Here is a 20,542-nt window from a genome sequence, read left to right on the forward strand (position 1 = left end):
AAGACTCATTGAAGAAGGAGGATGAAATGGTTCGCGTCGGGATCGTGGGCATCGGCTTCATGGGAATGATTCACTATCTGGCTTATCAAAAGATTAAGGGAGTCAAAGTCACGGCCATCTGTGAAAAGATACCGGAGCGATTGGCTGGAGACTGGCGGTCCATTAAAGGCAATTTCGGACCACCTGGCCGCAAGATGGACCTGAGAGGAATCGCCAAATACTCTGACATCGCGGAGCTTCTGAAAGATCCCAATGTGGACGTGGTGGATATCTGCCTGCCACCGGCTCTCCATCCCGAGGCGACCATCGCGGCCCTGGAGGCGGGCAAACATGTGTTTTGCGAAAAGCCCATTGCCCTAACGGTCCAGGCAGCCGACAAAATGGTGAAGACCGCGGAAAAACGCGGCAAAATACTGCTGATCGGTCATGTGCTCCCCTTTTTCGCGGCTTATCGCTTCGCGTATGATGCCGTCACCAGTGGAAAGTACGGAGCCTGCCTGGGGGGCCATTTCAACCGGGTTATTTCCGATCCCCTGTGGCTGAAAGACTTTTATGATCCAAATGTGTGCGGTGGTCCCGCTATCGATCTGCACATTCATGATGCTCACTTCATCCGGCTTCTGTTCGGCATGCCGAAAGCCGTGCACAGCGTGGGGCGTATGCGGGGGGAAGTCCCCGAGTATTTCAGCACTCAGTTCCTCTTCGATGACCCCCGCCTCGTGGTCACGGCAACTAGCGGGGTGATCATGCAGCAGGGCCGGCCCTTCACCAACGGTTACGAGATTCATCTGGAAAAAGCAACGCTCGTTTTCGATTCCTGGATGAATATGCCGGTCACAATCCTCACCGAAGACGGGAAAGTAAAACGGCCGAAACTTCCTGCCCGCGATCCTGTCGATGACTTCGCTGCGGAACTAACGGAGGTGGTCCGCTGCATCAAGAACGGAGAGACATCCATGTTCCTCGATGGTCGTCTGGCGCGGGATGCCCTGGTCCTGGCTCATCGGGAGATCGAATCTGTCAAACGGCGTCGAGCCGTAAAAGTCTGAGTGACTCCCCCATCAAGTAAGAGCGGAGCTGTTTTCTAGAATTTCCCATCTTCTCTGCGGAGATCTGAAAAATTTCACCAAAATGGCGCTGCCACTTCCGGCGCCACGGTAGGTGTTATCGTCAACTTTTCTGCCACGATCAGGTTCGGCGCCTGCGCCTTGTGAGATTGCGGGTTTTACCGAACAAATCGGGCAAAAACACCGCTGGGGTTTTTGCCCATGGTCGATGCCTGAGCTATACTCATCCGAACAGAGTAATGTGGGCTGGCGGCGTGTCGTCGAACGCCGTCAGGTGTGAAATATTCTGGTGGGATTGGCAATCGGAGGATCCACGAGCATCACTTTTGCCTGCTCATCGCAGGTGGGCGTCCGCAGGAAGCTATGCGAGGGAGCACTGTGAGGACTGGACGCATGGAGCACTCAGGTTCGGACTCGTCTGTGGGAACAATCCTCGGCACTCTTCGTGATCGGCACTTCCGTCGGTTACGGCGCTTGCTTGGGAGAGCAGGCCTCTTTGGAGCAGCGATTGGATTCTCACTTGTTTTAACGGGTTTCGCACTAGCCACCTCAGACGGTGGAGAGCTGAACAATCGTCCGTCTTCCGATCCCTTTTCGCTTTCAGCCAACGAACACGAGGAACTGAAAGCTGTTTTGGAACAGGGGCAGGCTCTGGAGCGGCAATCCCGGTGGGGTGAGGCGCTGAGCCTTTATGAAGAAGCCATCCGCCGTTTTCCAGGCCATACGCAACTGCAAATCCGATTTCACGAGACGCGACTTCATTATGATCTCATCCGTCGGTACGCGGACAGTACCTTTCTGGAAACCGTTCGGAATCTTTCGGAGCGCAATGCCCTCCAACTTTATGACGAGGTGCTTTTCAAAATCCAGGCTCATTATGTGGAATCACCCCACTGGAACGAACTTTATACTCAGGGTGTCCATGGTCTGGCTCTCGCTTTGAGCGAGCCCAAATTCCTCGCCGCCTACCAAATCAGTTTGTCATCAGAGGCGGCGGCCAGTGCCGGGCGCGATCTGGAGTTTATCGTGCCGCCACTCCGCGTGCAGTCGCGGACGACAACTCTCGAGGCCGTTAACCGCTTAACCCAGTGGTTGCATGAGAAGGTGGGACTACCGGTCAGCGCTGCGGTGATGGAAATGATATGCGGAGCGGTAAACTCCCTGGATCCATACTCTGCGTTCTTGACACCCGCACAGCTTTCCGACCTTTACTCTCAGATCGAAGGTAATTTTGTGGGCCTCGGGGTCGAGTTGCGTCCGCAGGAAGATGCGCTCATCGTTTTGCGGGTGATCGCGGGAAGTCCGGCGGAAAAGTCGGGGGTTCGCGCCGGGGATCGGATTGTGGCCGTGGACGGGCAGAAGGTGCGCGATGTTTCACCGGATCGCGCGGCGGAGCTTCTGAAAGGTCCGGAGGGAACAAGCGTTTCGCTGGAGATTGTGGATCGAGACGGCCGAATAAGGTCTGTTTCCGTGATCCGCACACGGGTTGAGGTCCCGAGCGTGACCGATGTGCGGATTCTGGATAACCGGGCGAAAATCGGATATTTTCGACTGCTCAGTTTTCAGCGAACCACAGCCCACGATGTGGAAACAGCGCTCAACCTGCTAGAAGCCCAGGGCATGCGATCTCTGATCATCGATTTGCGAGGAAACCCCGGTGGTCTTTTGGGGGCAGCAGTGGAAACGGCAGATCTGTTTTTGACTGGCGGAACCATTGTCTCGACACAGGGCCGAAACTCGGAGGAGAACCTCGTATACACTGCGCAAGAGGTGCGCAAGTGTGCCGTGCCGCTGGTCGTTCTTATCGATCACGAAAGCGCAAGTGCTGCGGAGATCTTTGCAGGTGCCCTCCAGGACCAGGGCCGCGGCACGATTGTGGGCACCCCGAGCTATGGGAAAGGTTCGATTCAGGGAATCTTTCCGCTCACCATTAGCGGCGCCGGACTCCGTCTGACCACGGCTCGGTTCTTTTCTCCTCGAGGCCAGCCCTACGCGGGACGGGGCGTCATCCCCGACATTCGCGTCCAGGTGGCGGCACGCCCCCTTGCAGGCCGATTGCCCTTCGATTCAGGATTTACGTCGGGCAGCGATTCCTCGTCGATCTCCGGCGACGTGTCCTCTCAGGCATCGCTTTCAACGTCGCGCGATCCGATTCTCGAAGCTGGCCTCCAGGCAGCCCAACAAATCCTTGCCCAACGCGATGGCGCAACGCGCTAGTCGGGACCCGTGACAGCCGTCACGCCGCGAGCATCACTCTTCCCTGAAACAACTGTGATTTGAGAGCAGCAGATTCTCGGAACACCAGTGGTGCGCAGCCAGGAACTGTTTCCCCTCGCCAAAGCTTCTTGGGAAGCAGGTCTCTCCGACAACGAGGCTTAGCTCATTCGCGCCGCGACAAGCTACGGCCGTCGAGAGAGATACACAATGGTTACCCCTCCCACGATTATGCCGCCGATCACGGCCAAAATCATCATTCCAATGACGGTGGACCAGTCATACACCGTCCGCAGCATGAACTGGGCGAGCATCAGGAGAATGACCGTCAGATTAAACGCCACGATCGCATACTGGAGGTCCTGCCGAAACCGTTCCGGGGACCGTGGTGCGAAAGTTTGTGATGCGGAAGCCTTCTGATGGGCGGGGGCTGCTTTCTGACCGCGTCCGTCTCCTCTGCCGGACATGTACCGTGTGACTGCCGCATTGATCCCGATCGGGGTAGTGATGACGCTCCGGACGGGCAAACCGTACAAGTGGCGCAGCGTTTCTTCCACATCGGGATTCAGTGGAAAGGGTGACGCCACAAGCAACTGATTGTCGTCCACCATGATGGGTAGGCAGGAGTACTGGCGGGCCAGTGCGGGAGGCATCTTGTCGAGAAGCGATACGTCAATCGTTGTCTCTTGAAGATCGACGAACGGCAACCCCTGTGATTCGGCGTAGGCTTGCATCACCACGTCGGGTGCCGCCAACTTCTGCTGGATGATGGCATCATGGATCGCCAGTCCTACCGCCTGGGCAAAGCGCCGCGCCCGCTCCAGGTTCTCAGGTGTGATGGCTCTATTAGCAAGGAGGATTTCCTCGACGGTGCGTCGCACACCCTCACCGAAATCCTTCCGTCCCAGCATAGCATCGTATTCGCGCTTGCGCTGGGTGTCGGTGAGGCAGAGCATGGCCTTTGCCAGCTCATTGAGAAGCTGCTGGGACTCAAATGCATAATCGCCCGTCGCATATTTGCGGACGTAGGCGTTCAGTTTCCGATATTGTTCCCGGATTTTATTAACGTCGTCTTCAAAGAGAGGGAGCTTGAGAAGCTGATAGTAATTGAGCGGACGCTGGGTTTCCTCAATGCCCAGCCAGTCGCGATAAACATCGATGGGCTTCTTTGCCATACCACGGCTTCCTAATCGACTTTGTATTCGTTGGCCAGACGGGCGAGGGCGTCAACTTCCTCTTCCGCGAGCACGCCCCGGCGTTCAATTTCGATGCGCGCTTCTCGCCCACTGGTCTTGTCGCGTGCCGTCACGATGACGCGTCCTTGGGCGCTGAAAGCGTAGGTCACCTCCACCGGCGAGCCCTTCGGCAAGTTGGGAGGCAGGTCAGTGATACGGCACTTTCCGAGAAGCGAACATGCGAACGGATCCGGTGCGTCTCCTTCCAGAACCTGGACCGTAATTCGCTCCTGATTGTCTTTGGTTGTTTTGAAGATTCGGCGCACCTCGATGGGAATCCGGCTGTTCCGCGGAATCATCACATGGTTGATCGTTTTTCCCGTCTTCGGATCGAGGGCCACAATTCCCAATCCATGCGAGTTAACGTTTTCCTGTTGCACCATCTGCAACCGCCGCCGAATTCTTTCGGCGAGTTCGCTTTCCTCTCCGCGGTATTTCGCTTCTAGAATCGCCGCATGGATGGCCGCGCCCTCGGCCACTGCCGTGTGCGGGGAAATGCCGCGATACGGTTCGCGATTGAGAATCCGCCGGATCATCGCGGGTACCTGCGGCATTAACGTTGAGCCGCCCACCAGAACAATCGCTTCCAGCTCGTCAGGCCGCACGCGAGCTTCTTCCAGCACAAGCAGAGTTGTGTCGGCTGTCCTTTGCAGCAAGTCAGCTGTCAGTTGGTCGAACAGCTCGCGGGTAATAGGCACGTCGATCGCGCGACCTTCGTACCGGCAGTGGATGACCGTCTCGGTTTTCTCCGACAGCTCAATCTTGGCCAGATCGCAGTCATTCCGCAGGATCTGAATCATTTGCGGTGACTCCCGCGGATCGATACCGTGCCGTTGCTTGAACATATCCGCCACATAGTCAAGAAGACGGTCATTCCAGTCCACGCCACCGAGCTGCACATCGCCGTCGGTCGCCAGCACCCGGAACTGGGTGGGAGTGTATTCCACGACGGTCACGTCGAACGTCCCCCCACCCAGGTCGTACACGAGAACTTTCCGAGGCTTATCCACCCGAATTTCCGGGTTCCCGAGAATACCCTCTTTGTAGGCGTAGGTCAGCGTCGCGGCGGTGGGCTCATTCATGATGTCGACGACGTTAAGTCCGGCAATTCGCCCCGCATCCTGAGTGGCCTTGCGCCGCGCATCGTTGAAGTAATATGGCACCGTAATGACCGCGTTGCCGATCTTTCCGATCTGCTTTTCTGCGTCCTGGCGAAGCTTTTTGAGAATGAGGGCCGAAATAAACTCCGGCGAAATTTCCCGTCCGTCGAACGTGCGACGGTAGTCGGGCATGCCCATGTATCGCTTGATCCGCTCGATGACGTTCTGCGGATCTTCCATCGCCGCCCGCATCCTATTCGGGCCGACAATCACATGGCCACTCTCCGCCAGAAGAATGACGCTGGCCGTTTCGATTTCTCCGTCATCGTTGGGAATGACGCGTGGGCGTCCTTCGTCGTCCAGAATAGCGATCGCGGAGAACGTGGTTCCCAAATCAATGCCGACGGTATGCCCAGGTTCGAAATGCATTGCTGGCCTTTCCCACCAACACGATTGAAGAGACACCTGTCACGTGACTACGCACCTACGGCACTCCATGCCCCCAAGCCCAAGGTACCGTCCTCCAGATGCCGGCCACCTCCCGCCGTGCCGCTCCACCGCTTCCGGAGATGAGCACGGCTTGCTTATCATTGTGATTCAACCAGGGGCGTCTGTCGATATCCCGGTATCCGGCGGTGACCGCCCCGTCTCCTCTGGTTTTCTCATTGAAGTAGCTTATCCACTTCCTTGAGCAGGTCCTCTGCGGATTTACCCTTCTTCTCTTGACTGACGTCAGGTTGCGGTTGCTCCGGTTTCGCAGGAGTGGCTGGTTTGGTCTCTTGTGCCGCAGTCTGCTCTGGAGTCTTCCCTGGAATGGACTTTTCCGGGGTTGCAGGCTTTTCCCGTTTTGGCTCGGCCGATTTCGCCTGCTGCGCGGATTTCTCCTCTTTCTGTGCAGCCGCTGTCCCCTTTTCCGGCTTTTCTGCCGGCGCTCGGGCGGCCGACTCTTTCGTGTCCGGCTTGGCTGCAGCCTCTTCCGAGGCGAGCGTCTCTTCGAGCTCGCTCACCCCGCTCACTTTGGCCCCGCGCACGATGGCCAGAAAATAGGGCTCGGCGAGGCCCACCGTTTCTGGCGGAGAGCGAAGCTCAAACTGGTAGCGACGGCCGGCCACCACCGTATCGAAAAACACCCGATCGACAATCCCACCGAGGGCGTCTTTCACCCGCGCCCGCCGGGTATACATGACCCCCACAAGCTGCCCAATCTGTCCCGTCTTGACGGTGGTTTTGGCGCCCGCGGAAGCAAGCTCCGAAGCGACGAATTTAGCAAACGCATCCACGTTGCCAGCATCCACGTTCTTGAACTGCTGGCAATCCTCCGCCGTCACGATTACCGTGGGGTAAGGATTCCCCTCCGCGGCCTGGAACCGAACAATGTACCGACTGGAACGTGGAGATACCACCCAATCGCGCGGCGGGCTGATTTCCAGGCGGCCCTCATCGAGAGGAGGAAGTGGGTCACCGAGGACGGGCAGTTCACCGATATCCAGTCGGGCAATCGATGGCGCTTTGCCATCGCTGCTGGAACCCGATTTCCCACATCCATCCGACAGAACAAAAGCCCCTATCGCCACGCAAAACACGGTGATTCGCATCAGGTGCGCTCTACGATCATACCATGTCATCCTCTGGCCCTCTCGGTTCCATATGACCATGCTGGGGAATTTGGCGACACGAACCACCCGATACGGCAGTAGACAGGAAGGCTCCGGCCTGGACTGCACTCCATCCACGTCGTCATCCGCCGCCGATCACGCCCCGTCCACCGGTATCTCTACTTCAACTTCTCGTTTGACGAGCTGAACAAAATGGGGGACCTTTTTGCTTTCTGAGAGTTCCCTCGCCACCCGTTCGGCGTCTTCCCGATGAGCGTAGTCGAAGGTCTGCACTTCGACGAGAGTCTGGCTGAACACTCCCCACAAGGCGATGCGTTTAACGACCTTTTTAACTTTCGGCCGACTTTTCCTGGAAGACTTCGCCTTTGACGTATCCTCCTGGGAAGCCGCCTCCGCCTGCTGACGGAGGGCTTTCCGATCCAAGATCTTCCGAGCCATTGCGGTCACCTGTAAGAAAACGACAGATCCGACTTTCGAGGGGCTGCCGCCGGCGGCAGATCCCGGCAATTCGCGCTAATTTTTATGATAATCGTTCGCGATTGATTTGACCAGCGACAGCGCCGCTCTTTGGAATTCCTTGTAGGTATTGCTTGCCATCCCTCTCAGTGGGGGAACGTGCCTACAACTCGAAAATCGGTACCTCCGCAACTCCGCTAGCGGAGCCAATCGTGGATCGCACCCATGCGGCGATCACTGCGGCAACCGCCAGCCATTTGTCAACCCGGCCCCCTGTATAATCAAGGACAGGGGCCGATGGAGGTATCCGACGATGGCATCCATGGAAGCGGACCACACACGTTCTCCGGCTGCCTTAAAGGTCAAAAACTTTCCCCACAAACCCGGCGTGTACCTCATGAAAGATGAGGCAGGTCGGGTCATTTACATCGGGAAGGCCAAAGACCTCCGCAATCGCGCAAGCAGCTACTTTCTCAAGGCGGCCGCCGAGGATCCACGTACAGCGAAACTTGTGCAGGAAATCCGGGACATCGATTACATCGAGGCGGAAAGCGAAGTGGATGCCGTGCTCATGGAAGCACGGCTCATCAAGGATCTTCAGCCAAAATACAATCGCGAGCTCAAAGACGATAAGACGTTTCCCTACTTGGAAATTTATATCCGCGAGGATTTCCCACGGGTCGTGTTCACGCGGGAACCGCAAGGACGGGGTACTAAGCTTTATGGGCCCTTTACAAGCCCCCGTGTGCTCCGTGGGGCGATTCAGGTCCTGCAAAAGATTTTCAAATTCCGCACGTGCCAGCTTGACATACGAGAAGACGATCCGCGCTGGCGTCATTTCCGTCCGTGTCTTCTAGCGGCAATCAACCAGTGCACCGCACCCTGCAACCTGCGGATTTCTAAGGAGGAATACCGCAAAGACATCCGACGGCTCCAGAGGTTCCTGGAGGGAGACAAAGAAGGGCTTCTGAAGGATCTCCGGCGAGAGATGAAAGAAGCGGCGGAGGCCCTGCGATTCGAAGAAGCCGCCCGGTTACGGGATGAAATCGAGTATCTCGAAAAGCTGGATGAGCGGGGCAAAATCGACGTCCATGTCCAACCTGAAGTTTTTCATGTCGATCCCAAAAAAGGATTGGCAGGACTCCAGCGCGTGCTGAAGTTGGCCCAGCCGCCGCGAACGATTGAAGGCGTGGATATCGCTCATCTGTCGGGCTCTGAGATGGTGGCCAGTCTGGTCCGCTTCATCGACGGTCTGCCCTTCAAACCCGGTTACAAGCGGTACCGGATCCAAACGGTGGAAGGGATCGACGATTACGCGGCCATTCGGGAGGTCGTCCACCGGAGATTTCGCAGACTGCGCGAGGAGGATGAATCTCCGCCAGACATCTTTCTCATTGACGGTGGCAAAGGCCAGCTCCACGCAGCCCTTTCTGCTCTGGAGCAATGGGACGGTCCCCGCCCGGTTTTCGTGTCCCTGGCCAAGCGAGAAGAGGAAGTCTTTGTGCCGGGAAGGGACGAACCGCTTCGCCTCAGTCGGCATTCCTTCGCCCTTCGGCTGCTGCAGTATGTGCGGGACGAGGCTCACCGCTTCGCCCAGCACTACCATCATATACTCCGCCGAAAATCCACACTTGGCGACGAGAAAAACCCGTAAGCGGAGCGGAACTTCTGAAATCACGCACGCTTCAGATGTCGTCCAAACCAGGTCTTTGTCCGCTCCCACATTTCGTCTGACAGAACGTGCCCCACGCCCGGCTGAATAAACACACTGAAGTTTTCCTGCGCCCCTGCCCTCTCATAAAACGCGCGAATGATTTCAACTCCCTCGCGAACTTCCTCGATAGGGCTGCCTTCGTCGAGTTCGCCGAAATTGAGAAGAAGGGGCCGAGGAGCAATCAATCCAGCAATATGGGGCGTATCTCCGTACCGCAGCCAACCTGGAATAAAGTTGGGAAAACAGTGAAGAAGATGTTTCCGGTGAATGGCTTTATAGGTAGGCAGGCAGCAGTTTCCCACCAGGCACACCAGCCGCTCCTCCCACGGACCAACAAGCCAGGTGAATGTTGATCCCATAGAATGGCCATAGCATCCCAATCGGGAACCATCCACAAAAGGCAAAGAGCACATGAAGTCCACCGCTCGCCGCATATCGAGAATGTTTTTCCAGGCGAGGCACTTTCCCTCGACCACGTACTTCAGGAAAACAAATCGCTCATAATCACCACCCTTCAGATACGGCGACTGGCGTTCCTCGAAGCACAGCGCATCGGGGCAAAGGACGACGTAGCCTTCCTTCACCAGTGCTACCCCCGTGTGGTGCATCGGATTGCCTGCCAGCCCTGCTGGCTCGCTTTTGCCAAGATGCCACTCACCGTTGTGCTGATGCCACACGAGGATACCCGGCGCGAGACTTTTTTCGTCCACTCCGTCAGGCACAAGGAGCAACGCCGGTACCCGGTCGTTTGGCTCCACCTGGTAGGTCACCCGGGTGATGGTGTAGCCGTCTCGCCGAACCGGCTTGCCCCACTCGGGATCGAGATTGCAGGGCGACGGCCACGGCCCACCCAGACACTCCAACAGCTTGGACTTCAAGAAACTCGTCTGATCCATGGATATGATCTGAACCCCCTTTTCAATCACATTCAAAATAGTTCAGCTACCGTTTGATGATCGTGGTTCCATCTCATTGCGTCGCCGACTCACCAGAGGACCTACCAGGGGCCATTGGTTCGGCCGGACTTGACATTTCAGCAGGCTGATTTGCGGCCTCCTTTTGTTCCTCTGTTGGGACAGCGCCGGGTGGGCTCGAACCGACTCCCTGTTCAGTCGTTTTGTGCGATCCATTTGTCGCTTTAGGTTTGAGAATCACGGTCACCGGCGTTCCCAGCGGGGGAATGTTTTCAGTAAACGCTTCGAAAAGGAGAGCATCGTTACTATCCGTGCTGCGGATAGGCAGGTCGAGCACCGCTGAGGGAAAATTCGAGACGCAAATCAGCTCTCCCGTAGTATCCGCGTAATAATACTGTTTTCCCGTCTCCTCATCGGTGAGGAGTTGACTCCCCGTAAAGATCCATGGATAGCTCATCGCCTGCTTCGTACGGACGTCCCTCACCCACTGTTGCGCCGGGGTGGTGTGAACTTTGCCTTCGGCATCCTTCCAGGCCACAAGGACGTCGATTTCCGGTCCTTCGGCCGGGCGGTATTCGGGGTAGAACTGGACAGGTCGGCCGGGTTCCAACCCCAGAGCCAGAAGCCCAGCATGGACAATGTAGGCGCGGGTATCAATGGATACCACCGACTCGTGTTCCTTCGAATTCTTCAAACAGGCAAATAACTCCAGAGGGGCCTGACGTTGGCAGACCTGGCCGACCATCACCACCGCGCGGCCTTCCGCATCCAACCAGATGGGATATTCGGGGTGCAGCCGCTGCAAGCGTTCCGGATGCTCAACAAGCGGCGGACCGAGAGAGACGGTTTCCTTTTCCGGTTTTTCTGATGGTTTTGGCGACTCTGTTTCCCGAATATAAAGCGTCCTAGTGGTCGCCTTGACCAGCTCACCTTTCTGGTAAATAGCTGCCGCAACATACCAGATACCCGGCTTAGTGGAAACATAGCTGAGCACCGGTGAGATGGTTTCTCCCGCCGCGAGTCGCCCGACAGGAAATGTCCATCGTGCTTCGCTGATTGTGTCCTGAAGCCCGAACTGGACACTTCCCTGAACCTCAATTTGATCAACGAAGGTCTCGCCGTGGTTGGTCACCTCCACATGAAAGGTGACCTCGTTGCCGACCTGCCATTCTGTGGCAGCCTTGAGCTCAATGTCTAGGATATCCATCAAATTCGTCGGAGACTGCATTGCCTCCCGAGCGTTCGCTTCCGGGGGGGTGGCAACGGAAGGGCCGGGCGGCTGAAAAGGTTTCACCTCCTCCCCGCGAACAGTGGCCTTTTCATGGGAATCGACAGTCGCTTGAGATACAGCGGACGCCGGCCTCTCCTTGCGACATCCAGTCCCAAAAGAAATGAAAATGCACAGAATCGACAGAAAAGTTACCAGAAAAGTCATCAGCCTCTGCGATCTCATCGCCGTCTCTTTTTCCGAAAGAATCATGCAATTAACCTGGGATACCTCGAAACCGCCGGTAAATTCTTCCCGCGTCGGTAAACTGCAAACACGAAGATTCAATGCCCGGTATCCTATCAATCTGAGGGGCACCGGCAGTTGAACTCGCTCTCCCCTCACTACGATAATCGATGAAATCGAGTAGGAAAAGGCAGCGAAACTCCCGATCCATGGCACTTCGAGTTCTAGCGGACACATCGCAAACATGGAGCAGCCAACACCTGAGAGATGGAACCAGCCCGAGCAGAAATCGACAGGCAACCACGGAAAGGCCACTGGATGTGCTCGTGTCCACCTCGGATCGAAAAGGAGTCGGGAAAACCTCCATGTGGAGCTTGCTCACAGTGACCACGAGATGGCATACACGGTGAACCTCGCGGGAGAATCCATCATCGCAGGAGAGTGGAACTCATCCGTGGAAGTGGATGGGGAAATTCCGACTCCAACCAGCCCGTGGAAGGAAGTCTGCCAATTTGCCGACCGCGAAGCCCATCACCGAGAATTTGAACGGAGATTGACGCCAGGAATTCGCCAACAAAGACAAATTACTGTGTGCCCCATCGATGGATTTGTCCTCTTCGCGGAAACGTTTCTGAGCACGAGACAACGAACCTGGATGTACAGCCTCAGTTTTGCCGTTTCACCGGCAATTCAACCACGGGCCGCTGCGGAAACCCACGAGATTCTCGTTGACGGGACCGGTGTGAAAGGGCTGCTTCTGCCGCTTGCGTTTCCCGAATGGAAACAGGGATTTAACCAAGGTAGCATCATGATCATTGACAACGAAATCCGAGTGACTTATCGGGTGGCAGCACGGCGGTTTTATTTCCCCGTTTTTCTGACCCTCTGGCGTGTCGACCACCAAGCTGCTACCGCTAAAGATGCGCTCAACCGAACCGACACTTTCCCCGAGCTTACCTGGCGGCATCTGACCGTCAGTGAATGCCTGCGGAAAGTTAGCAGCGACGAAGCCGTGGGATATCGAATCCAGATTGGCGATCGCCAGTGGGTCCTTTATCGCTCATTGACCCCGCCGGCCAATCGGGCTGTGCTCGGGAAGAATCTCATCAGCGAGTCACTCCTTGGCAGGTTTAAACCGAATGGAACCGTCGCGCCGCTGGTGGAAGTAGAGTTGGACGACGAGGACGAAATCGAGTGATAGCCACCACTCGCCGAGCGACGACCTCGATCCGAGAACCAGAAATCTGCACTTTCCCGGTGGTCCCTTCACGGTTTGGTGGCGAGACCGCTGGTGTTTATCGGCTGGTAGAGGAAAGAGTCCCAATAGTCGCGATCTACTTTGTAATAGTCGATGGGATCATTCGGGCCCAAATCTTCGGGGAGAAAGCCAAATCGTTGCATTTCACGGATGTAATGGCGATTTGGCCGGAATCCCGGCATATCGAAGCGCTTTCCCTCCTGAAGGCGGCGATGGGCATCCTCGATGGCCGCCAGTGTTTTCTGATAAACCGGGTCATTGGTGTCGGCAAACACAGCCTCCCCGCAGGCCTCCAACCCTCCCGCTGATTTTGCCAGTGGAGCCCGTAAGAGGTAGGACTTTTCCGGCCTGTCAAGATTGCAAAGGGGCTCGATAGCACCGGGGAATCCGCCGTTAAACACAGCCATTTTTTTCGGTCCTTCGGGCGTGGCCACCTCTTTGACATGGCAGGCGCCGCAGCGCTGTCCCAAGTCGCCCCAGGGGAGATCGACGGGATAATAACCGCAACCGAGCGCTGCGTAGGTTCCTGGATAACACGCGCTTGTGTCGATCCACAAGCGGAGAGTCTTTAGTTCCAGCGGGCTCAGTTTGACCCCGTAATGACTTCCATCCACAAGCTTCATCAAACGACTGGCAGCACTCCCGTAGCTATACGGCGGCCGATTTCCCCGCGGTTCATTGCGCCCATCGGAAACGAGATTGTGCACTCGAATTGTCCAGTAACTGATCGAGTAACGAGCCGTGTGATCACCCGTTAGGTCGATTTTTCCCTCTCGTCTATCCGGGTTGTGACAGGTCACGCAATGCCGATCCAGAATAGGCTGAATGTCTCGTGGGAAATCCAGTACTTTGGGCACGTCCGAAATGGGCTGGATCTTGTCTGGGGGACGTCGCAGAGCCATGAGATCGGTTCGGATAACGTGCGGAGAATGCGTCCGCACCTCGTGGCATCCGACGCAACTGGTGACTTCTCCCGGTTGAAGCGTGACAAAACTGTGCATTCGTTTCACAGAGAGATCATTCTCGTCCAAAGCGACAAAAAAGAGTGACTGAAGAGCAGGCACCTCAAAATGGGCGGAGCCGTCTGGCTCCACCGGGACTTCCCCCACCACTTCCGCCAGCGTAAACGACCCACCAATGGTCAAAGGCTCCATGCCACCGGAAAAATTGACCGGCTTCGGCAATTGTTTGAGAACGAGAAGTTTCTTAATTTTGCCCCGGGGAACTCCCGCCATGTTTCGGCCCTGGTAGATATCTTCCAGAATCAGGGTGCCGGTCGGCTTCGTCAAATCCACACGGGATGCAAGCACCCGCTCCCGGGGTCGTGGAACAATTGGCCTGGGCTCATGGCATTGAAACTTAGCCCGTTCTTCCGGGGGAAGCTCGTAAATCAACTCGCTGTTTCCCACCCCATCCATGACGAAAAGCCCCCGCGGATGGGCTACCAAAAAGCAGTCCTCACTGATCGGATAGGGATCTTTCCAATCGCGGCCCTTTCCCAGAATCTTAACCGCTGCTTGGTTGTCCGGACCAAGGCTGGGATCCACAATGGCTACGGGCCCCAGATGCTCCGGCCGACCGTGTCCCGGTGACCATGAGACGACAACTCTATTTGTGCCAGGAATGGGCTTGGCATCGAGCATGGCCACCCCGCCGTACATGTTGCCAAAGAACACGGTCTGGAATGTGCCGTCGGGATTCATTGTCCACAAATGATGGAAGTGCACCTGGCTGCGATCGACATACTCCCATCGCATGTAGAGGACGCGGCCGTCAGGAAGCATCCAGGGCGTGTTGTCATGATCATTGTTGCTGGACAGCGGTCGGATGTTCTTTCCATCCGCGTCGCATCGGTACAGCACGGCCACCCGAGTGTACCAGCAGTTCACAAACCTCTTACACCGCGAAGAACAGAAGATGATACTGCCATCCGGGCAGTACGTGGGCTCGATGTCATCGTCGGGGCCGTCTGTCAACTGGCGGAGCTCCGTTCCATCAACGTTGATCTCGTAGAGGTGGAACGGATGGGTGCCGCCCTTGCGATACGAGAAAAGGATTTTTCGGCCATCATAATGCACCTGAGGATCGCGAACCCCACCGCGAGGATCATCGAGCAAGACCCGCACCGCACCAGTCCGCAGGTTGAGCGCACAAAGCCGGCCGCCCTCCCCGTAGCCCCAATAGACACCATCTTCGAACTTGAAACCCAGTGTCCGGGGATACTCGGAGTCGTCGGAGTAATTGCCGAAGGTCACATACCAGTGGTCGCGACCGGGAACCCGAACGGCAAAGACGATTTCTTCGACGTTGGATAGCGGCCCGGCCAGCATTTTTTGGAGTAACGGCCCAGGCTTCCAGGTGCTCGCGGGAGTGTGAGGCTGCTCTGCCCTTCCCCATGCTGTCAGGCAAGCGCCAAGGAAGACGGCTCCCCCAAGGCCCCACCAAAGTGTTTGCCGTAACAAGAAGCGCTGGGAGAAACCGCCCCCCATCCACTGCAACAGACATGGCAAGGTAAAATCCGCCATCTCGAAGCTCCCGGAAGCGAGAGAACCGCAAATCGAGTGTCGGTCCTTGATTTCCCGCCAACCTTTCGGCCTTTAGTGTGACCGACCTAACGTGAACAATCAAGTATTGGGGAGATCGCTTTCGGCAGAGGCCGCAGGATCGCTGAGCACTTTCTGAACAAGTTGCAACAATTCCAGCCAGTTTTGCGGCGTGCCTGCTGGTGGCGGTTCTGAACGCGGCGCTTTATTCGATCCCCAGCACGCGAGAAACCCAGACGAATGGATGAACCAGCCGGGCAAATAGGGAGCCAGCGGTCGAAAATCAGGATCGGTGAACGGGGCAAATCGTGCAATCCCCAGATTGTACCCCTCCTGGTATAAAACGCCCACTGGTCGTAAATCCTCCGCCTCCTGCTCAGAAACTACCTGAACTGAAACGTGCGGGTCGAGGTTTTCGCAGTCCACCCGCAGGGCAAACGGCCAGGCTCCAATCTTAACGAGTGTTACCTGTTTGGTGCGTCGCTGCCGTTCCAGCCGAGCTAAGCCACGAATGATCGGGACCATACATCGCAGAATAGCCCGATCTAGCTCTTCGCCTTCCATACCCTGGGCCTTAAATTCGGCACGCAGAGCCGTGATGAGCGTCGCCAAATTGTAGCGGGCGAATGACCACCCATATGTATCCTGAGAGTCGATCTCTCTGAGCAGAGGAGAATGGACCAGATCTGCCGCTTCTGGCATTAACAGGCACGCTGCATGGACCAGGCCGCCGTCTTCCCTTGTCCCCTTAATGCCCAACGGATGGTCGAGAAATCGAGCGGTGGCCAGCGATGCCGGTGGTTCCGTGATGTGGCTGGGAAGAAATTCCACTTGTTCCACGTCAACGCCTGCAAATGCCACACAAGCACAGGCGTCCAAATCTACGTACGGATGGATAACAACGACCGACTTGACCGTGGGCTCTCCTGCCATGGGAGTCACGTGCTGCTGATTCTAGTCCGAGCGCTCGAGCTATATTGCGGGCACAAAACACACAAAACACTCCCCACGCCGTCTTATCCTACCGGCCAAGCCACAAACTTTTCCAGCCCACCGGCACCAACAGCGCGTAGATCATGAAAGAAGAAACAAAATCCCTGGGAATACCGCGCGCACGCACACCCTCTTGCCGTTGCCAATGAAATCCGAACGCGAACGGTGCCGGACAGGTTCAAGGTTGGAGGGAGAAAGGCGGGGTGAATAGAACTATCGCTCGCGATAAGTGATTCGCCCCTTGGTGGGATCGTAGGGAGAGAGCTCAACCCGGACTTTGTCGCCGGGCACAATACGAATGAAGTTTTTCCGCATCTTCCCGGCGACATACGCCAAAACCGTGTGGCCGGTTTCGAGCTGTACCCGGAAATTCGTGTTCGCGAGCGCTTCTGTTACCACACCCTGCACTTCAATACCTTTTTCCTTTTCCTTTGCCATAGTCACCTTCCAACTTTTTCCAGAACCATAAACATCACCCAATTCCTGTCACACACAAGCGAAACACGGGAAGTAACTAACCGTTAAACGACACGTCGCGACAATTTAATCCTACCGCCCTTTCTGGTTTGGTCCAAGCCTCGCGAGTGCCCGTTGGGAAGCACCGTTCCCGCCAGGCGACCCCGCAAGCCAGTTGTTGGTCCACCATTCAGAGAGAAGCAGGCCCCGCCTATCGTCAGCGTGTCCCTGCTTCCCTCAACCCCCGAAGCCGATAGGGCAATGCAGATCCCGCAGTTTAGTAGACCCTCTAGGTCTAACCTCACCGCAGGCATTTGCGAGGGTCGCGCCAATGAACGACCCGCAACGGATTGCAACGGATCAGCTCCGCCCCCTTAATCTGGCAAGCCCTCCAGATGGTTTGTCTGACATATTGTACGAGGAGCCAGGTCAGATTTCCAATTTCGCCGAAAGCCGGTGCGCCATCCGAGCGCCCCTCTTTGTGGAGCTTGGGGAGTGGCAGCTGTCAGCGTTACTATTGCGATGAGCGGATTCAACCATCGAGGTCGAGCCCGAGCCGCAGCCGTGCCGCGCGGAGCGTGTTGCGCATCAGCATCGTAATTGTCATCGGCCCAACCCCCCCTGGAACTGGGGTTATCTTTCCGGCAATTTGCACTGCTGAGTCGAAGTCCACATCGCCCACCAGTTTGGCCTTCCCGGTCTGCGTGTAACCAACTCGGTTGACCCCGACGTCGATGACAGTGGCCCCAGGGCGAATCATGTCGCCCGTCACCGCTTGGGGTTTCCCCGCGGCAACAATGAGGATATCTGCCCGGCGGGTATGGAACGCCAGGTCCCTCGTTTGGGTATGGCAGACGGTCACAGTGGCATTGGCTCCGTTCCGCTTTTGCATGAGCATCAGCGCCACTGGTTTGCCGACGATGTTGCTCCGGCCGACTACAACAACTTCCGCCCCTTCAATCGGAGTGCCAGATCGGATAAGGAGTTCCTGAATTCCCGCGGGGGTACATGGGGGAAAGACAGGCTCTCCAAGCGCGAGCAGCCCCACGTTATACGGATGGAAACCATCCACATCCTTTTGGGGATCGATGGCACGGATCACCCGATCCTCGGAGATGCTTCGAGGCAAAGGCAACTGTACGAGGATGCCATGTACCTGCGGATCAGCATTCAGTCGGTCAATCAGCGCCAGCAACTCGTCTTCGCTGGTACTTTCGGGAAGAGTGTGCTGAAACGATTGCATTCCCAGCTCCATGCAGGCCTTGTTTTTGGCTGAGACATACGAGACCGAAGCTGGGTTATCGCCCACCAATACGGTGGCCAACCCAGGAACAACGTTATAGCGCCTGCTTAATTCAGCCACGGCTGCGCGGATTTCTTCTCGCAGCTCCTGCGCGATCTTTTTACCGTCGATGATCTCGGCGGGCATTCTTGTCCTCCCTGGCAGTCACCTTGAGAGGTAAGATCTTCGGAATGGTTAAATTCCCCCGGCTTACTGCGGTTGTCGCTGGCTTTCCGCCGGTGCTCCCAATAAGGGCACAGACCCTCTTTCAACGAGTTGGGCTGGCGACAAAAACACTATGTTACTGTGTCACGGGAATCCAGGTGAGCCCTGGGGAAGACGAGATCGTACTTGGCGGCGGCACGGGACAGCCGGGAACCGTCCCCGTTAGCGTGACCGCACTCGAAAAATTCCGGGGATCGGCCAAATTGACGAGCGGGTAACCCTGGTAAACCGGCATATTCCAAGCAACTGAAGGGTTTGGGATGGGTTGATTGATGCGGGCGTTGCCCAAGTACAAGCGGAAGGCCATTCCCGACGCAGGCACACTCACCTCCACGGACCGAGGCAGCACGAGGCCGGTGACGGGTTCCCTCCGGTGATCGTAGCTGAGCGCGCTCACCAGAAGTCGCCCCTGGGCGTCGTAGAGATACTGCGCCATGACAAACCCATACTGGGCATCCACAACGATCACCTTGGTCATGGGACCGTCCGCGCTCTGGCGCTGTTGCCGAATTTCCCACCGTTGCCCCGCCAGAGCAACCGGGCCTTGGGTTGGCAAATTCAGATCGATCTGTGTAACCCCTAAAGCCTCCACCAGCCAGCGGGGATCGATTGGCACGACACGCCTGGCTATGCTCGCCGGTTGGTCATAATCGGCATAACGACAGAAATAGAAAGCGGGCGGCTCGTTTCGCTTTACCCAAAACCAGAAAAGTTCATCGTTACTCCCCACGTCCATCTCCAGTCCGCTCAAACTGGTTTCCCCACGCATCCGTAGACGCCACGGCCGTTCGAAAAGGATTTCGGTACGCAGGGTGGGCATCCCTGGTGCTGAGAGCGACCCCTGGTCAGCGATGATTGTTTGGATTTGGGAGCTATTACCGTTGACGAAAGCCGCGATCTGTTCTAAGCTCGGGTTGGGCGGCAGTTGTGGCCCAGTGTAAGTTTCCTGGGGTGCTGGGAAAATCCGGCAACCCAGTGTCAAGATAGACCAGCTAAGGATGATCAACCACTTTCCCGGCAACTGCCTCAGGTGACCATCGTCACAAGCATCCTGTGGAAGTTTTCCGCGCTGGTACAACATAAAGGTCGTCCCTGACCCTGATCGCCGCTTCTCTTCTTTCCCGAGCTGCCACACTTAACTCGCCGAACCACCGACCGACTGATGTGCCGAGTCCGGGCCGAGGGCCAACTCGCGTTCATCGCCCTCTAAAAGGCTGAGGAGTTCTTGCTCTAACTCCTGGAGCCGTTCCTCTGAAGGCACGACCGCTGGAATCTCGTACGTGACATCCGTGAGCGGGCAATAGACCCGCAGGATTTCCGTCCCGTTTTCTCTCCGCGTTTCCTCCAGTCGCAGAATCCGGCGTCTGATCATCAGGAGTGCCAGCACGTACCGGAAGTCGGCCCGATCCGGTCGCTCCGCCAGCTCTTCCAAGCATCGAACCATCACTTCGCTGGGCGCCCACTGTCGTTTCTGCTCCGGGGCGGGCATTTGGGTTCGCCACCAGGCGATGCAACCCTCGGGCGGGCCATGCCAAGACTCCGCGGAGTAATCGAGACGTTTCCAGGCGTTTCCCTCCGGCAATAAAACCGAATAAAAAACCTCGCCGGGTTTGAATTCCCGGCCGGTTACCGCACAGTGACGTGTGCACCGCTGTATTTCGAAGTCGATCATACCGACCTCTCCATCGTGTGTTCGCCTGCCATTAACCTTATCCGCGGTTTCGGAAAGCGTTAGGGGAGCCAGGTGCGCTTCACAAAAACTTCATAGCGCTACTCGCCCTTTGCCCTATAATTGGGGGATCCAAACCACCGGCCTTGACCTGGACGAGAAACCGCGGGCCAAGCCCTATTCTGTCAGGCGGTGGAAGGGTACCGAAATTCGCGAGCTGGTTCAACCTCAGCCATTTCGGCCCCGTTGGTCGTTGGCCACTGGTACCGTATTGAGATAACCTGGTGCGCTTTCGCGACAGTCTTTCCCCACTCTATATAGATTTCGATGAAACAAAAGATGTCACT

The 20,542-nt window shown here is 56.6% G+C and carries 16 protein-coding genes; 4 read left to right on the forward strand and 12 right to left on the reverse strand.

What is annotated here, in order from left to right:
• Positions 1–26: 26 nt before the first annotated feature.
• Both ABJK56_RS05175 and ABJK56_RS05180 read left to right on the forward strand, forming a co-directional pair.
• Positions 27–1,049 carry a Gfo/Idh/MocA family oxidoreductase gene (locus tag ABJK56_RS05175; RefSeq protein WP_347243597.1) on the forward strand — a complete coding sequence of 341 codons (1,023 nt, stop codon included), beginning with the start codon at positions 27–29 and terminating at the stop codon, positions 1,047–1,049.
• Between the two features lie 411 nt (positions 1,050–1,460).
• Positions 1,461–3,284 (forward strand): S41 family peptidase, encoded by a 1,824-nt coding sequence (locus ABJK56_RS05180; RefSeq protein ID WP_347243598.1) that lies wholly within the window; start codon positions 1,461–1,463, stop codon positions 3,282–3,284.
• A 182-nt stretch (positions 3,285–3,466) separates the two neighbouring features.
• Here the strand turns inward: ABJK56_RS05180 and ABJK56_RS05185 are convergent, their stop codons facing one another.
• From ABJK56_RS05185 to ABJK56_RS05200, 4 genes are all read right to left on the reverse strand, one after another.
• The gene (locus ABJK56_RS05185; protein ID WP_347243599.1) at positions 3,467–4,456 is read right to left on the reverse strand and encodes a hypothetical protein; all 990 of its coding nucleotides are present in this window, start codon (positions 4,454–4,456) and stop codon (positions 3,467–3,469) included.
• A gap of 11 nt (positions 4,457–4,467) precedes the next feature.
• The gene (locus ABJK56_RS05190) at positions 4,468–6,045 is read right to left on the reverse strand and encodes an Hsp70 family protein (protein WP_347243600.1); all 1,578 of its coding nucleotides are present in this window, start codon (positions 6,043–6,045) and stop codon (positions 4,468–4,470) included.
• 233 nt (positions 6,046–6,278) lie between these two features.
• Positions 6,279–7,241 carry a hypothetical protein gene (locus ABJK56_RS05195; RefSeq protein ID WP_347243601.1) on the reverse strand — a complete coding sequence of 321 codons (963 nt, stop codon included), beginning with the start codon at positions 7,239–7,241 and terminating at the stop codon, positions 6,279–6,281.
• A 126-nt stretch (positions 7,242–7,367) separates the two neighbouring features.
• Entirely contained in the window at positions 7,368–7,670 is a 303-nt protein-coding gene (locus ABJK56_RS05200; protein WP_347243602.1) for a hypothetical protein, read from the reverse strand.
• A 331-nt stretch (positions 7,671–8,001) separates the two neighbouring features.
• Here ABJK56_RS05200 and ABJK56_RS05205 point away from each other — a divergent pair, with 331 nt between their 5' ends.
• Positions 8,002–9,342 carry an excinuclease ABC subunit UvrC gene (locus ABJK56_RS05205; RefSeq protein ID WP_347243603.1) on the forward strand — a complete coding sequence of 447 codons (1,341 nt, stop codon included), beginning with the start codon at positions 8,002–8,004 and terminating at the stop codon, positions 9,340–9,342.
• A 20-nt stretch (positions 9,343–9,362) separates the two neighbouring features.
• Here ABJK56_RS05205 and ABJK56_RS05210 read toward each other — a convergent pair whose 3' ends face one another.
• Positions 9,363–10,298, reverse strand: a complete 936-nt coding sequence (locus ABJK56_RS05210) for an alpha/beta hydrolase family protein (protein ID WP_347243604.1) — start codon at positions 10,296–10,298, stop codon at positions 9,363–9,365.
• A gap of 73 nt (positions 10,299–10,371) precedes the next feature.
• Complete coding sequence (locus tag ABJK56_RS05215; protein WP_347243605.1) at positions 10,372–11,871, reverse strand: YdjY domain-containing protein; 1,500 nt, start codon at positions 11,869–11,871, stop codon at positions 10,372–10,374.
• 265 nt (positions 11,872–12,136) lie between these two features.
• Here ABJK56_RS05215 and ABJK56_RS05220 point away from each other — a divergent pair, with 265 nt between their 5' ends.
• Positions 12,137–12,967, forward strand: a complete 831-nt coding sequence (locus ABJK56_RS05220) for a hypothetical protein (RefSeq protein WP_347243606.1) — start codon at positions 12,137–12,139, stop codon at positions 12,965–12,967.
• Positions 12,968–13,035: 68 nt separating this feature from the next.
• Here ABJK56_RS05220 and ABJK56_RS05225 read toward each other — a convergent pair whose 3' ends face one another.
• The 6 genes from ABJK56_RS05225 to ABJK56_RS05250 all read right to left on the reverse strand — a co-directional run bounded on the left by ABJK56_RS05225 (position 13,036) and on the right by ABJK56_RS05250 (position 20,198).
• Positions 13,036–15,552, reverse strand: a complete 2,517-nt coding sequence (locus ABJK56_RS05225; RefSeq protein ID WP_347243607.1) for a hypothetical protein — start codon at positions 15,550–15,552, stop codon at positions 13,036–13,038.
• Positions 15,553–15,651: 99 nt separating this feature from the next.
• Entirely contained in the window at positions 15,652–16,503 is an 852-nt protein-coding gene (locus ABJK56_RS05230; RefSeq protein WP_347243608.1) for a hypothetical protein, read from the reverse strand.
• Between the two features lie 273 nt (positions 16,504–16,776).
• Positions 16,777–17,001, reverse strand: coding sequence for a translation initiation factor IF-1 (gene infA, locus ABJK56_RS05235; protein WP_095414600.1), 225 nt, complete (start codon positions 16,999–17,001; stop codon positions 16,777–16,779).
• Positions 17,002–17,551: 550 nt separating this feature from the next.
• Positions 17,552–18,448 (reverse strand): bifunctional methylenetetrahydrofolate dehydrogenase/methenyltetrahydrofolate cyclohydrolase FolD, encoded by an 897-nt coding sequence (gene folD / locus ABJK56_RS05240; RefSeq protein WP_347243609.1) that lies wholly within the window; start codon positions 18,446–18,448, stop codon positions 17,552–17,554.
• A gap of 154 nt (positions 18,449–18,602) precedes the next feature.
• Positions 18,603–19,607 (reverse strand): hypothetical protein, encoded by a 1,005-nt coding sequence (locus tag ABJK56_RS05245; RefSeq protein WP_347243610.1) that lies wholly within the window; start codon positions 19,605–19,607, stop codon positions 18,603–18,605.
• A gap of 54 nt (positions 19,608–19,661) precedes the next feature.
• Positions 19,662–20,198, reverse strand: a complete 537-nt coding sequence (locus ABJK56_RS05250; RefSeq protein WP_347243611.1) for a hypothetical protein — start codon at positions 20,196–20,198, stop codon at positions 19,662–19,664.
• Between the last annotated feature and the right edge of the window lie 344 nt (positions 20,199–20,542).

The sequence above is a fragment of the Thermogutta sp. genome (assembly GCF_039793925.1).
GTDB lineage: Bacteria > Planctomycetota > Planctomycetia > Pirellulales > Thermoguttaceae > Thermogutta.